General features: G+C 62.0%; 5 protein-coding genes. 4 read left to right on the top strand and 1 reads right to left on the bottom strand.

The annotated features are described in order from the left end of the window. The first annotated feature begins 73 nt into the window (after nucleotides 1–73). Both BW979_RS23070 and BW979_RS23075 read left to right on the top strand, forming a co-directional pair. A complete protein-coding gene (locus BW979_RS23070) occupies nucleotides 74–2,638 on the top strand; it encodes a hypothetical protein (RefSeq protein WP_076385880.1) in 2,565 nt (854 codons plus the stop codon). A 360-nt stretch (nucleotides 2,639–2,998) separates the two neighbouring features. Next, complete coding sequence (locus BW979_RS23075) at nucleotides 2,999–3,358, top strand: DUF6124 family protein (protein WP_076385882.1); 360 nt, start codon at nucleotides 2,999–3,001, stop codon at nucleotides 3,356–3,358. Between the two features lie 124 nt (nucleotides 3,359–3,482). Here the strand turns inward: BW979_RS23075 and BW979_RS23080 are convergent, their stop codons facing one another. Continuing rightward, nucleotides 3,483–10,598: a retention module-containing protein gene (locus tag BW979_RS23080; RefSeq protein WP_076385884.1), complete on the bottom strand. Its 7,116-nt coding sequence runs from the start codon at nucleotides 10,596–10,598 to the stop codon at nucleotides 3,483–3,485. Between the two features lie 452 nt (nucleotides 10,599–11,050). Between BW979_RS23080 and BW979_RS23085 the strand changes: the two genes are divergently transcribed. Continuing rightward, entirely contained in the window at nucleotides 11,051–12,409 is a 1,359-nt protein-coding gene (locus BW979_RS23085; RefSeq protein WP_047227895.1) for a TolC family outer membrane protein, read from the top strand. Between the two features lie 27 nt (nucleotides 12,410–12,436). Next, the gene (locus tag BW979_RS23090) at nucleotides 12,437–14,596 is read left to right on the top strand and encodes a type I secretion system permease/ATPase (protein WP_076386721.1); all 2,160 of its coding nucleotides are present in this window, start codon (nucleotides 12,437–12,439) and stop codon (nucleotides 14,594–14,596) included. The last annotated feature ends 153 nt before the right edge of the window (nucleotides 14,597–14,749 follow it).

The following is a 14,749-nucleotide window of genomic DNA, read 5'->3' on the forward strand; positions in this document are numbered from 1 at the left end:
GTCAGCTTCCTCGGTCTGGCGTGTGATAACCGTGCCCGAGAGGCCGCGCCTCGTCACCTGCCAGGAGAACATGATGGACATCCATTCCTCTGAGTTAGACGAACTGTTCAAGATGGTCCCTGTGATCATTCCGGGTTGGATAACGCCAGTGAAGCCGGCCGGCCTCGCCCATGGGGGCATTCCCAAGAGCCTCTACGACGGTCAGGCGCGGGGCCTTCAATGCCTGATTGAGCCACTGGTGGAAATGCAGCGGCACGCCTGGACGCTGGAGGCTTGGGACCGGGTGGACCTGTATGTCAATGACGACCCCACTCCTGCCGCTGGCGATACCGTTCAGCCGGGGGAGGAAGCAAACCGCATGCCCTTGTATATCCCCCACGGACGCTTGAACCATGGGGTCAACAGGCTGCACTACCTCGTGACCCGTCCCAGCGATAACTCTTCGCAGCCCTCCGAGGACTTGTTCGTGCTGTATCACCTGCGCGCGCCGGGTGAGCCCGCGCCCGATGGCCTGGATCTGGTGATCCCGTCCGATGTTGTCATCGAGGGCGTCAGCGCCGAGCGCGCAGCGCAAGGCGTCGAGTTCGGTTTTACCTACACCAACCCGCGGGACTACGACCGCATCAACTTTTTAGTGGGAAATTTCCCCGTCCCCTTTGAGGTAACCGACGCTTCGATGCCGGTGGTAAAAACCCTGTTCACCGACACCTTCCAACAGGCGGGGGACAACCCCAATACGCTGCTCGAATACCGGGTGACGGACCAATTGGGCAACTCCAACCAGTCGCCGATCAAGCGTTTGAATATACATCTTGGCCAACCGCTGGAGCTGTTTCCCCCGAGCATTGACGAGGCCCTGGGCGACCAGCTCGACCCTGCCAATACGCCCAACGGCGCCACGGTGCGGATACCGGCCGAGGTCAATCTGCTGGAGGGTGATTCCGGAGAAGTGCGCTGGGTAGGACTACCCGGTGCGGGCAGCATCAACGTGCCGTTTACCATTTCAGCCAGCGAAGCTGGGCAGGCCAAGACCGTGCCCGTGCCGAAGTCGGTGGTGGAGGCGAATATCGATCAGACCATCACGTTGGACTACACGCTGCGGCGTCAGGGAGGGTCGCCTCTACCTTCGGATCCGGCGGTTTATGACATACGGCGGCAGGTGGGTTCTGGACAGTTGTTGGTCATGGGTGCGCGTAGTGTGTTTTTCAAACATTGGGCAACCAGCGAGATACGTCAGCTGACGGCATTGGATTCAACGACGCGCAAGCCACGCGAGGCGCTGTGGCAGTACGACGGGGACAGCGAAAGTGTGAATGCAAGCCACTTTCCGGATACCCAACCATCAAAATTGCTGCACGTGCGCAGTGGTAATGATTGGGTTCGTATCAATCCCGTTAATGTCTTCAGCAATGGCAACAATGTGTACACCGACCACATGGCGCCCTATGCCGCTTTTGTGGCTCGCCGTGACAGTGGTCATCTGGTCGGATGGGGCATGGCACTGTATGGCGGTGATATCCCGTCGACAATCAGGACCTTCACCGACATTGTCGAAGTCGCTGGTTCGGCCTTTTCCTTTGCAGCGTTGCGCGCCAATGGCCATGTGGTTGCCTGGGGCAGTTCAGTGCATGGTGGAGAGGTACCGGAGTCGATCGCCAGGCTCAAAGATATCAATGCGGTATACGCTAACGCTTACGGGTTTGCGGCGCGGCGCACCGATGGCAGATTGGTTGCTTGGGGTGATGAGAGATTTGGTGGCGCGCTGCCAGGGCCCATCGAGGCACTGGCTGGCATTGATGAGGTCACAGGAGCCCACTGGACCTTTGCTGCGCGCCGCACCAATGGTCAGGTGGTCGCCTGGGGTCCTGCTTTTGCAGGCGGCACGGTGCCGAACGACCCCCAATACAACAACGTAGAACGGGTAGTAGCCTCGGCCGCGGCTTTTGCAGCACTGCGTACCGATGACAGTGTGGTCGCGTGGGGCCATGCCGGCGGAGGCGGTGAGGTGCCGCGCGACATCGCCACGCTCGACGACATCATCGACGTAGCCGCCACCCATGTGGACGCTAATGCCGATCTCGACCACGGCGCCTTTGCCGCACTCCGTGCCAACGGGCATGTGGTCGCGTGGGGCCATCCATCTCTAGGTGGATCAGTGCCTCAGGATATCGCCGAGCTGAACGACATCTTACAGCTGACATCCAGCTCGGGGGCCTTTGCTGCGTTACAGGCCGATGGACATGTAGTTGCCTGGGGCCACCCGGAATATGGCGCAGCGGTGCCGGGGCCGATCCTCACACTTGATAACATCGTGCAAGTGACCTCCACACGAGGCGCTTTTGCTGCTCTGCTGGCCGACGGCACAGTGGTGGCATGGGGGCTTACGGCCTGGGGCGGCGACACTGGGGCAGTGGCTGATCAGCTCTTCGACGTTCAAGCTGTCTACGCCAACAATCAGGCATTTACGGCGCTGACAAACGATGGACGCGTGGTCACTTGGGGCTTGGCCGATGCTGGCGGCAACAGCGACGCCGTCCAGAACCAACTGCGCGGTCAAGTTTCCTACTACGCCACCCCGGCATCACGCGGTGCCGCGCTCACGCTTCAGGCTCGCAGCCAGGAAACCAGAAGCAGTTGAAGGAATAATCCACTAAACCGGTGAGACGCCCCGCGTGCCTCACCCTCAAACCACCGATTCTTGCGCCATTGCCTACAACTGCGCCAGAATCCGCCGGCTTGTGCGCCTTGGGGTCGGGCTTTATCGTTTCCTGGTCGCTGATGAATCAGCGATCGGGTTTAGCAGCTCGAACCATCAAGGCACGCCAGTGTCGCCATTGATCAGTCGATCATCTTCGGCTGGTCAGCATTATGGCGGCTATGCGTGGGGCACTTCGGTGCGCCGGGTTCCTTGATGCCTGGTCTGCTAACCCGCGTACAGCCGCCACCTTCTTCGTTTAGCAGCGATGGATGACGGCTCCACTCATCAAGGAGTTTCATCATGTTCAAAGTAACCCCCAACCCACCAGACACCGCCCCGTCATCCCCCTGCGACACTCTCGATTCGAAAGCATTCGACCAAGCCGCCGAACGCGCCCTCGACTTTTACCTGAAACCCAAACCGACCCAACCCGAAACTGATCCGCCTCCAGGCCAACTCTTCACTGTCGTCAACGGCGTCGACACCGAATGCCTGCTCGCCAACCTGCGCGAAACCCTGGCTTCGGCCGACGCCATGATCAGCGATTTGGCCTTCGAGCTGAACGGCTCGCGACGGCATGTGGCGCTGGGTATTCAGCAATTGATCGAACTGGGCGGATTGCTGGCAAACCGCGCGCTGGATAACGTCGACCCGCGCTAGTCGACACCTTCTCCCTCGCCACAAAAGCATGCATGCCGTTCACGCCAAAAGCGTGCATCCCCTCAAAAACACAAACCCGCCATGTCCTATTTGAACATGACGGGTTTTGTCGTTTCAGTTCACCTCACACGGTGTCCACCTTCAACGAGTGATCATTCAACATTCCGTTGATGATGGTCGCCGTATCCGCGCCGGCGATCATGCCGTCCACGCCCGGTGTGACGCCGTAGTAGCTGGCGAGGTTGACGCCGGCCAGATCGATGGTCTGGTTCGGCGCGGCGCCGGCCGTGGAGCTGACGTCGATGCTGGTCATGACCGACGCACCACTGCCGGTGACGCTGAAGTGCAGGTAATCGTCCAGGGACGCGCTGCTGCCGTTTTCCCCCAGCAACAGTTGCGACAGGTCAAGTTTGTCGAGGCCTGGGGTGAAGTCCGTGACCAGGTCATGGCCGCTGTTGCCCACCTGCCATTGGAAGGTATCAGCGCCGCTGCCTCCGGTCAGGGTGTTGTTGCCCAGGCCGCCGATCAACACGTCATCGCCACCACCGCCATTGAGCACGTCGTCGCCCAGGCCGCCGTTGATGCGGTTGCTGGCACTATCGCCGGTGAGGGTGTCGTTGAAGTTCGAGCCGACCAGGTTTTCGATGCCCGCCAGGGTGTCGATGCCGGCGCCCACGGTGTTTTGCGCGGCTAACAGACCCAGGTTCACCGTAACCCCGGCACTGGCGTGGGCGTAGCTGGCGGTGTCGTTGCCGGTGCCACCGTCGAGCAGGTCGTTGCCGGCGCCGCTGTAGAGCAAGTCGTTGCCCGCCTCGCCATGCAAGACGTTGTTGCCCGAACCGGCGCTGAGTATGTCGTTGCCGTCACCCGCGTTGAGGATGTTGTCCCCCTCGCCGGCGATCAGCACGTCGTCTCCGGTCGTGCCCGTCAGGGTGTGGCCTGCCTGATAGCTGATGCCGACCGCTGCGCTGTCGCTGCCACCGTGATTGTCGCTGGCGGTGTAGCTGCCGTGGTAATCCGGCGTACTGTCCTGGGCGCCGGCGTAGTTGACGGTCAAGGTCAGTTGGTAGTTTTCCGCGCCGTTGGGGTTGCCACCACTGCCATTGGCGATGTTGGTGACGTGGATCTGGTAGTTGCCATCGGCCGCCGCGGTGAACGAGGCACCGTCGGTGATCGTGATGAAAGGCCCGCCGTTGAGGGAGTACTCCAGGGCGATGCGTCCGGCCGCCAGATTGTGGTCCAGGGTGAGGGTTTCCCCCTGCTTGAGGCTGATGTTGAGCCGGTCTTCATCGTTGGTGTTGTGGTTGGACACCATCCCCAGCGCACCGCTGACCACCAGCACCGCGGTCATGGTCGCGGCATTGGCGACAAAAGCGCCGCGGTTGAGGTTGATCGACTGCACGTTGTTACCGGTGAAGCTGACCGTGCCGGTACTGCCGGTGAAGTCTGCGCCCCTGGCAACCCAGCCGGTGTTGAAGCCGGTGGGCGACGCCGTGAGCGGGTCGCCGTTGGCGTCGCTGTCGTTGCCCAGCAGCATTTCTCCCGGGATCACGATGTTGCCCGACAGGACGTTGGTGATGATGTTGTCGTCGACTGCCACGGGCGGGCTGTTGGGGAGAACCTTGACCACCAGGCTGGAACTGGCCAGGTCGCCGTCGTTGTCGCTGACAGTGAAGCCGATGGTCTCGGTGATCAATGTGCTGGTGGCGGTCTGGGACGTGTAGCTGTACTCGCCGGTGTCGAGATTCACTACCAGGGTGCCGTCGTGGTCAGTGGCGATACTCAGCGTGTTGTTGGCCGTGTTGAAAGTGCCATGGTTGGCCCCGCCGCTGGCGGTCAACGCACCCTGACCGGCGTTGGCGGCCGGATCGTAGCTGTAGGTGGTGCCATCGACCACTAGGCTTTTGACAAACCCGCCGTCGGCGCCGAACGAACCGCCCTCGCCCAGCAGGCTGCCAGTGACTGGCACACCCTGCACGGTGCCGGAGAGCACCGAGTTGAGCTGGTTCAGGTCGGTGACCAGCACCGCGTCGGTGTTGGTGTGGGTACTGCCGTCGTAGGCCAGCGGGTCAAGGTGAGTGTCACTGACCCCACCGCCCAGGCCGATGGCGTAGTTCTTGATGCCATTGGCGTCGAGGAATGCTTTCCACGCCGCTTCGTCCGCCGCATCAATCCCCTGGCCCGTCGTGGGCTTGCCGTCGGAGAAGAAGTAGCCAATGTTCTGTGCTCCGGTCAGTTGCCCCGAGGTGACAAACGCGGTCTTGGCCGCCGCTACCGCCGCATCGTAGTTGGTCCCACCGCCCGCTGACAGGCCGGAGAGGAGCGACTTGGCGGTCGCCACGTCCACCCATACGGAAGTCTGGTCGGTGGCGCTGCTGCTGAAGGTCACGAGCTGGACTTTCACATCCCCCAGATCGTCGTATTTATCGAGCAAGGCACTGATGGCCTGTTTCGCCAGGTCCAGCCGCGAGAGCCCCGGTACACCCGAGGGGTCGGCCATGCTCCCGGACACATCGAGCACGATCAACAGGTTCGAGTCGATCTCCACCGCCGTCACCGAACGCTCGGACGCGACGGCCGTGGGCACGTCGTCGACGATGCTCACCACCAGGTTGCCGGTAACACTGTTGCCCAAGGCGTCCGTGGCCTGGTAGGTGAAGCTTTCGCTCAATACATTCGGGCCGTCGTTGGCGTTGGGCGCCGTCGTGGCGGGCGAAGTCAGCGTGTAGGTGTACGAGCCATCGGGGTTGAGCAACAACTGGCCGTAGGCGCCGGTGGCGTTGCCCACCAGACTGAACGTCAGCGCACCACTGGCACCAGTCACCGAACCGACCAGGCTACCGCTGGCGGTTTCGCTGGTGGCGCTCGGCTCGCTGCCGGTGACGGTACCGGGGGCCAGGTCCTGGCCGTCCTGATTCAGGTCCAGGGCTTTTTCGTAGACGGTAATGTCCTGATCGGTTTCAGCGACGAGGCAACTGTTGTAGACATCGATGGTGATGGTGGTGGTGCTTTCATCGCCGTCGGCATCGCGCACGGTGTAGGTGAATACGTCAGTGGCCCCCGGCGCGCCGACGGCGTCCGGGTTGCTGTGGTAGACCGCGTTGCCATTGGCGTCCAGCGTGAGATAGCCGTAGGTGCCGTTGATCTGGGTGTTGAGGCCACCTGTTGCAGGGGTTGAAGTGTCGTTGCCGGCACGTACGCCGATCACTGCGCCACCGTCGGCGCCGAGCACGTCGTTGTCCAGCACATTGCCATTGACCGTGCCGCCCTCCACCACCGAAGCCAAATCGGCATGGGCGTTGGGCACGTCGTCAACGATGTTGATAACGATGGTGCTGGTGACGGTATTGCCCAGTGAATCGGTGGCTTGATAGGTAAAGCTTTCGCTCAGGACATTCGGACCATCGTTGGCCGAAGGTGCGGTGGTGGCTGGCGAGGTCAGGGTGTAGGTGTACGAACCGTCGGGGTTGAGCAGCAGTTGCCCATAGGCACCGGTGGCGTTGCCTACCAGGGCGAAGGTGACGGCGCCGATTGCACCTGTGACCGAGCCGACCAGGCTACCGCTGGCCGTTTCAGTGGTAGCGTTCGGTGCGCTGCCGGTGACGGTGCCGGGAGCCAGGTCCTGACCGTCCTGATTCAGGTCCAGGGCTTTTTCGTAGACGGTGATGTCCTGATCGGTTTCAGCGACGAGGCAGCTGTGGTAGACATCGATGGTGATGGTGGTGGTGCTTTCATCGCCGTCGGCATCGCGCACGGTGTAGGTGAATACGTCAGTGGCACCGGGTGCACTGACGGTGTTCGGGTTGCTGTGGTAAACGGCGTTGCCATTGGCGTCCAGCGTGAGATAGCCGTAGGTGCCGTTGATCTGGGTGTTGAGGCCGCCAACCGCCGAGGTTGAGGTGTCGCTGCCAGCACGCACACCGATCACCGCGCCGCTTGCGGCGGGTCCGTCGGCACCGCCCACATCGTTGTTCAGAACGTTGCCGCTGACCGTCCCGCCTTCGTCCACCGAGGCGGAATCAGCATGGGCGGTGGGCAAATCATCAACGATATTCACATCCAGATTGCCAGTGGCCGTGGTGCCGTTGTCGTCGGTGACCACGACGGCAAATTGCTCGCTGAGGCTGTTGGCGCCATTGGCGTTTGCGTGGGCTTCGTTGTCCAGCAAGGTGTAGCTGTAACTCACCACACCCGTGGCGGCGTTGAAGCCGGTGATGGTCAGTGTGTTGCCCAAGGCCGTGGTGATGGATTGTGGGAAACCGGCCGCAACACCACCCGTGACGACATTGATGCCACCTACGCTCAGGGTCTGCACACCGTCCAGCGCGGTGATGGTGAAGGTGCCGCTTTGGGTCAGCGCTGGAGCGTCCGGGCTGGTGCCGTCGCTGAGGTTTTTCTCCTGAAGGCTCAGCTCACCGCCTTCGGTGTCCAAACCTTCGATGATCACCGGGTCGTCGTTGTTGTGCACCTGCAACACCAGATTGGCGGTGCTGGTATCGCCGTCGGCGTCAGTCAGGGTGTAGGTGAAGGTTTCGCTACCGCTGCCGCCGCCGTGCAGGCCTTTGAAGTCGGCGTCGGCGGTGTTGAGCGTGTAGGTGTAGGAACCGTCGGCGTTGAGGACCAGCGTGCCGTATGTCCCGATAAAAGTGCCGGGCGTGACCGGGCCGGACGCCACGCGATCCGCACCTTCGGTGTCATTGGTCAGCACGCTGCCCGTCAGGGTCAAGTTGGTTTCCGAGGCGGTGCCGGCGTTGCTGTCGTCTACGGCTTGAGGCACATCATCAACGATATTCACGTCCAGATTGCCGGTGGCCGTGGTGCCGTTGTCGTCGGTCACCACAACGGCAAATTGCTCGCTGAGGCTGTTGGCACCGTTGCCGTTTGCGTGGGCTTCGTTGTCCAGCAAGGTGTAGCTGTAACTCACCACGCCCGTGACGGCGTTGAAGCCGGTGATAGTAAGCGTATTGCCCAATGCCGTGGTGATGGACTGTGGGAAACCGGCCGCAACACCGCCCGTGACGACATTGATGCCGCCCACGCTCAGGGTCTGTACACCGTCCAGCGCGGTGATGGTGAAGGTGCCGCTTTGGGTCAGCGCGAGAGCATCCGGGCTGGTGCCGTCGCTGAGGTTTTTTTCCTGAAGGTTCAGCTCACCGCCTTCGGTGTCCAGGCCTTCGATGATCACCGGGTCGTCGTTGTTGTGTACCTGCAGCACCAGATTGGCGGTGCTGGTGTCGCCGTCGGCGTCGGTCAGGGTGTAGGTGAAGGTTTCGCTACCGCTGCCGCCGCCGTGCAGGCCTTTGAAGTCGGCGTCGGCGGTGTTGAGCGTGTAGGTGTAGGAACCGTCAGCGTTGAGAACCAGCGTGCCGTAAGTGCCAGTGAAGGTACCGGGCGTGACCGGGCCGGACGCCACACGATCCGCGCCTTCGGTGTCATTGGTCAGCACGCTGCCCGTCAGGGTCAGGTTGGTTTCCGAGGCGGTGCCGACGTTGCTGTCGTCCACGGCTTGAGGCACATCATCAACGATATTCACGTCCAGATTGCCGGTGGCCGTGGTGCCGTTGTCGTCGGTCACCACGACGGCAAATTGCTCGCTGAGGCTGTTGGCGCCATTGGCGTTTGCGTGGGCTTCGTTGTCCAGCAAGGTGTAGCTGTAACTCACCACGCCCGTGGCGGCGTTGAAGCCGGTGATGGTCAGCGTGTTGCCCAAGGCCGTGGTGATGGACTGTGGGAAACCGGCCGCAACACCACCCGTGACGACATTGATGCCGCCCACGCTCAGGGTCTGTACACCGTCCAGCGCGGTGATGGTGAAGGTGCCGCTTTGGGTCAGCGCTGGAGCGTCCGGGCTGGTGCCGTCGCTGAGGTTTTTCTCCTGAAGGTTCAGCTCACCGCCTTCGGTGTCCAGGCCTTCGATGATCACCGGGTCGTCGTTGTTGTGTACCTGCAACACCAGGTTGCCGGTGCTGGTGTCGCCATCGGCGTCGGTCAGGGTGTAGGTGAAGGTTTCAGTGCCACTTCCGCCGCCGTGCAACGCCACGAATTGCGGGTCGCTGGTGTTGAGGGTGTAGGTGTACGTGCCGTTGGGCTTCAGCACCAGGGTGCCGTAGGTGCCGGTGAACGTGCCGCCAATGATCGGCCCGCTGTCAGGACCGGTGGGGATGCGGTCGGCGCCTTGATGATCGTTGGGCAAGACGTTGCCGGTGAGCGTGACAAGACTTTCCGATGCGGTGCTGGCGTGGCTGTCGTCAATCGCCTGGGGTACGTCGTCGGTGATGTTGACGTCCAGGGTCCCCGTAGCTGTATCGCCATCGCTGTCGACGGCCACGACGGGGAACTGCTCGCTGATGGTATTGGCCCCGCCCCCGGCGGGATGGCTTTCATTGTCCGTCAGGGTATAGCTGTAGCTGACCACACCGGTCGCGGGGTTGTAACCGGTGATGGTCAACGTGTTGCCCAGCGCCGAGGTGATGGATTGGGGAAAACCTGCGGGCACGCCACCGGTGATCACGGCGATTCCACCGATACTCAGGCTGCTCAGCCCATCGGGCGCGGAAATGGTGAAACTGCCGCTTTGCACCAGCGCGCCAGGATTGCTGGCGGAACCGTCAGACAGGTTCGCCTCATTGGCGGTCAATTCACCGCCATCCACGGTCAAGCCATCAAGGATAACGGGGTTGTCCGGGGTTTCAGGGTCTACCGGTGGCACGATTGCATCGTCGCCGCCGTCATCCGGATCACCGGCCAGACGCAGGTCTGGAAACTCGGGTATCCCGTTGAACCCGGCGGTGGGAAAACCGATCTGCGGATCGACCTCCCCGCCGACCTCTTCCAGCAACACAAAACTGTGGCCGCCACCCACGCCCCCCGGATTACCGCCCTCGGCGCCTGCAGCCGTCGCCTCGCCGGTCTGGGTCGGGTCAGCGCCGGCGGCGATGGCTTGTTGCAGTTTTTGCACATCGGTCAGTTGCGCATCACTGGGGGTGGTGGCCTCAGGCGTATCGCTAGCAGAGGCCTGGTTGGCGAGCAATTGCGGGCTCAGCGTCAGGTCACTTCCGCGGCCCAGGGTCAACTCCTTGCCGTTTTGCAACTGCACAGCCACCGCCCCTTCGGCCCCGGTGATCAGGTGCTCGCCGGCATAGAGCCGATCACCCTCAACCAGAGGTCGCCGCAGACCGCCGACGGCTTCTGCGAAAACCTGTCCTACCACCTTGCTGACGGTACCGATGAGCGCTGCCATGTGCATTCCTCCGTTGCCAACCGCAGTCGGCACCTGTCTGGGTGAAGAATTGGTGCTCGGATTGGCAGCCAGGGAATCTGGAAAATCTGCCAGCTTTCGGGGACGTAAAAGGCGCTAGCTATTCGCCACAATGACAAAAAACCGTCACTTAAAATCGCCTTTCAGGTCGTCCTTTTCGGCACCTCTTCACATCGCTTCAAAATGATTATGGAACTTTATTGACGCCCAAAATCCGTCAGGACCCGCAGATTCAAAGGCTTTCGCTTTGAACAATGTGCCGCTTTTTTCCAAGCACATAAGTTTTTTTTGGCATAAGTCTTATGAGAAATTCTTCTTAGGTTTTGCGCAGGATGTTCTTAGCTGTGTTGTTACAAGCTTGAAACGGTTTTGATCTTAAATACGTCAATATTTTGGCGACAGCGAAGCACAACAGACCTTAGGAGATGCACCCCATGCGCGTTCTTTCCCCCCTCTGCAGCGCGGTTTTGCTGGCCATGGCCTGCTCTTCTTCAGCGCAGGCCATGTCGTTGACCGAAGCGATCCAGAGCACCATTGCTACTCACCCGGAACTGGCGCAACGGGTCGATAGCCGTCTGTCGGCCAATGAAGACGTCAAGGTCGCCAGAGGGGGGTTCTTCCCGTCGGTGGACTTGAATGCCGGCTACGGGCGCGGCTACAGCGACAACACCAACACCCGGGCGCTGGGCAATCACCACACCAATATCCTGACTTACACCCAGTCGGAGCTGCGCCTGCGGCAGATGCTGTTTGACGGGTTCAACACTGCCAATGAAGTGGAACGCACCAAAGGCGTGGTCAATTCCCGGGCCTACTACGCCCAAGGCACCGCCCAGGACCTGGCGCTGCGCACCATCGAGGTTTACCTGGAAGTGCTCAAGCGTCGCGAGCTGGTGACCCTGGCCAAGAACAACCTGCAAGCTCACCTGCGCGTCAACGACCAGATCGGCCTGCGCACCGAGCGTGGCGTGGGCAGTACCGCCGACTCCGATCAGTCCAATGCTCGCCGGGCCCTGGCGGAAAACAACTACGACACCGCCCAGGTCGACCTGGCCGACGCCGAGGCTAACTTCTACAGCGTGGTCGGACGCATGCCCGATGAGCTGGAAACACCGCCCTCGACCAAAGGCGAGATGCCCGCTGACCTGCGCGAAGCCCAGCAAAGCATGGTGGACAACAACCCGTACCTGAAATCGGCCCAGGCCGACGTACAGTCCGCCGAAAGCCAGTATGAAGTGGCCAAGTCGCCGTTCTATCCGCGGTTCGACGCCGAGGCGGCGGTGGGCGCCAATAACAACCTCGGCGGCGAAGAAGGCCACGACAACAACTGGCGGGTCGGCGTGGTGATGAACTACAACCTGTTCCGCGGCGGCAGCGACAAGGCGCGGTTGGCGTCCAATGCCCACCAGATCAACCAGGCCATGGACATCCGCAACAACGCCCTGCGCCAGCTCAACGAAGACACCCGCCTGGCCTGGAACGCGATGCTCAACGCCCGCAAGCAGACCCCCACCGCCCGGGAATATGCCGAAACCACTTCCCGTGTACGCGCCGCCTATCAGGATCAGTTCGGTCTCGGCCAGCGGACCCTGCTTGATGTGCTCGACAGCGAAAACGAGCTGTACAACGCCAACCGTCGCTACACCGAAGTGCGCTACACCGAGGAATACTCGATGTATCGGGTATTGGCGAACATGGGCCAGCTGTTGAGCAAACAGCGCGTGGTGCTGCCGGCCGACGCGGTCGCTCAAACAGAAGTCAAAAACGAAGCGCGGCTGCCAGAACTGAAGTAGCCCCCCAAAAAAATGGGAGCGATCAATGTGACCAGCATGGAACCCGCAACCCTCAGCACCGATCCGCGGCTGAATGTCGATGATCCCTTGCTTGACGGTCTGTTGATCCTCTGCAAACTCCATGGCGCGACAGTCAGCCGCGCCAGCCTTGGCGCCGGGCTTCCAATGGCGCACCAACGTCTGAGCCTGGACCTGCTGCCGCGCGCAGCGGCCCGGGCCGGTTTGCAGGCGCGCTTGCTGCGCCGAGAGCTAGCCGATATTTCGCCACTCAACCTGCCGGTGATGCTGATTCTGGCCGGTGGTCGTTGCGCCGTGTTGCGGCGCTGGAGCGAGGACGGCCAGGCGCTGATCCTGCCCAGCGAAGCCGATGGCGGCGAGCAGTGGGTAAGCCGCGACGAACTGAGCGCCGTCTACAGCGGCCAGGCTTTGTTCGCCCGGCCGCGCCATGAACTCGAAGACCTGCGCGCGCCCCTGGTTCCACGGGTCGAGGCCTGGTTTCGTGACACCTTGAAACTGTCGCGCTGGCTGTACAGCGACGCGATCCTGGCAAGTTTGCTGATCAACCTGCTGGGGCTGATGGTGCCGCTGTTCGTCATGCAGACCTATGACCGCGTGGTGCCGAACCAGGCCACGTCGACGTTGTGGGTGCTGGCCGTGGGGCTGTTGATCGGCACGGGATTCGAACTGGTTTTGCGCGTGGTGCGCGCCCATCTGCTGGACACCGCCGGCAAGAAAACCGACGTGATCCTCTCCGCGACCCTGTTCGAACGCATCACCGGCATGGCGATGAAGGCCAAACCGGTGACCATCGGCGGGTTCGCCCAAAGCATCCATGACTTCCAGGGTCTGCGCGAATTCCTGACCGCTGTCACCCTCACCAGCCTGATCGACCTGCCCTTCGCCGTGCTGATGCTGGTGGTGATCGGGTTGCTGGGTGGCTGGCTGGTGGTGATTCCGGTGGTGGCTTTTCCGCTCACCATTATTTTCGCCATGATCATCCAGGCACGCCTGCGTGACACCGTGCAAAAAAGCCTGGCCCTGGGCGCCCAGCGCCAGGCATTGCTGATTGAAACCCTCGGCGGCCTGGAAACCCTCAAGGCTTGCAGCGCCGAAAGCGAGCGCCAGCATCAATGGGAAAGCACCCACGGCGCCCTCACCCGCCTGGACAGCCACGCCCGCAGCCTCTCGGCGCTGGCCACCAACGGCACGCTGTTTTTGCAACAACTGGCCGGCATGGCGACCATCGTCGCCGGGGTCTACAGCATCATCGCCGGTAACCTCAGCGTCGGCGCGCTGGTGGCGACCTACATGCTCGGCAGCCGGGTGCTGGCGCCGCTGGGGCAGATCGCCGGGCTGATCACCCGCTACCAGCAGGCACAACTGACCATGCGCAGCACCGATGCGCTGATGGCGCTGCCCCAAGAGCGCGATGCCAAACAACGGCCGCTGGATCGCACCCAATTGCAGGGCGCGCTGGACGTCAGCGGCGTGACCTTCCATTACAACGGCCAGAACGCCCCGGCGCTGGCGAATGTGAGTTTCAGCCTCAAGCCCGGCGAACGGGTCGGGATCATCGGTCGCAGTGGCTCGGGCAAGAGCACCCTGGCGCGCCTGGTGATGGGATTTTATGAGCCCCAGGAAGGCCAGTTGCTGCTTGATGGGCTCGACCTTCGGCAACTGGACGTGGCGGACCTGCGCCAGCAGATCGGCTATGTCGCCCATGACCTGCCGCTGCTGGCCGGCAGCCTGCGGGACAACCTCACCCTCGGCGCCCGCTACATCAGCGATGCACGCATGCTGGAAGTGGCGGAACTGACCGGCGTCACCGAACTGGCCCGCCAGCATCCCCAGGGCTTCGACCGCCCGGTGGGCGAGCGCGGGCAGTTGCTCTCCGGTGGGCAACGCCAGGCCGTGCTACTGGCCCGCGCCCTGTTGCTCGACCCGCCGATCCTGCTGCTGGACGAACCCACCAGCGCCATGGACAACAGCAGCGAAGACGTGTTGCGGCAAAAGCTCCATACCCATGTGCAGGGCAAGACGGTGCTGCTGGTGACCCATCGCACGTCGATGCTCAGCCTGGTGGATCGGCTGGTGGTGCTGGACAACGGCCGGGTTGTGGCCGATGGGCCGAAGGAAGCGGTGATCGATGCACTGCGTAAAGGACGGGTGGGGTCTGCGGCGGTATAGAAACAACACCGCAACCTGTGGGAGCAAGGCTTGCCCGCGATACAGGCGCCTCGGTTCCAGTGAGACCGCATTAGCTTCATCGCGGGCAAGCCTTGCTCCCACAGATAACCCCCTCAAGCCACAGGTATGTGTTCGGCTTTATTTTTTCTAACT

The sequence above is a fragment of the Pseudomonas sp. A214 genome, from assembly GCF_900156295.1.
Lineage (GTDB): Bacteria > Pseudomonadota > Gammaproteobacteria > Pseudomonadales > Pseudomonadaceae > Aquipseudomonas > Aquipseudomonas rhizophila.

What these genes read in the sequence shown, in the direction of transcription:
- BW979_RS23070 (WP_076385880.1), top strand. Translation starts at nt 74, where the DNA reads ATGGACATCCATTCCTCTGAGTTAGACGAACTGTTCAAGATGGTCCCT.
- BW979_RS23075 (WP_076385882.1), top strand. Translation starts at nt 2,999, where the DNA reads ATGTTCAAAGTAACCCCCAACCCACCAGACACCGCCCCGTCATCCCCC.
- BW979_RS23080 (WP_076385884.1), bottom strand. Translation starts at nt 10,598, where the DNA reads ATGGCAGCGCTCATCGGTACCGTCAGCAAGGTGGTAGGACAGGTTTTC.
- BW979_RS23085 (WP_047227895.1), top strand. Translation starts at nt 11,051, where the DNA reads ATGCGCGTTCTTTCCCCCCTCTGCAGCGCGGTTTTGCTGGCCATGGCC.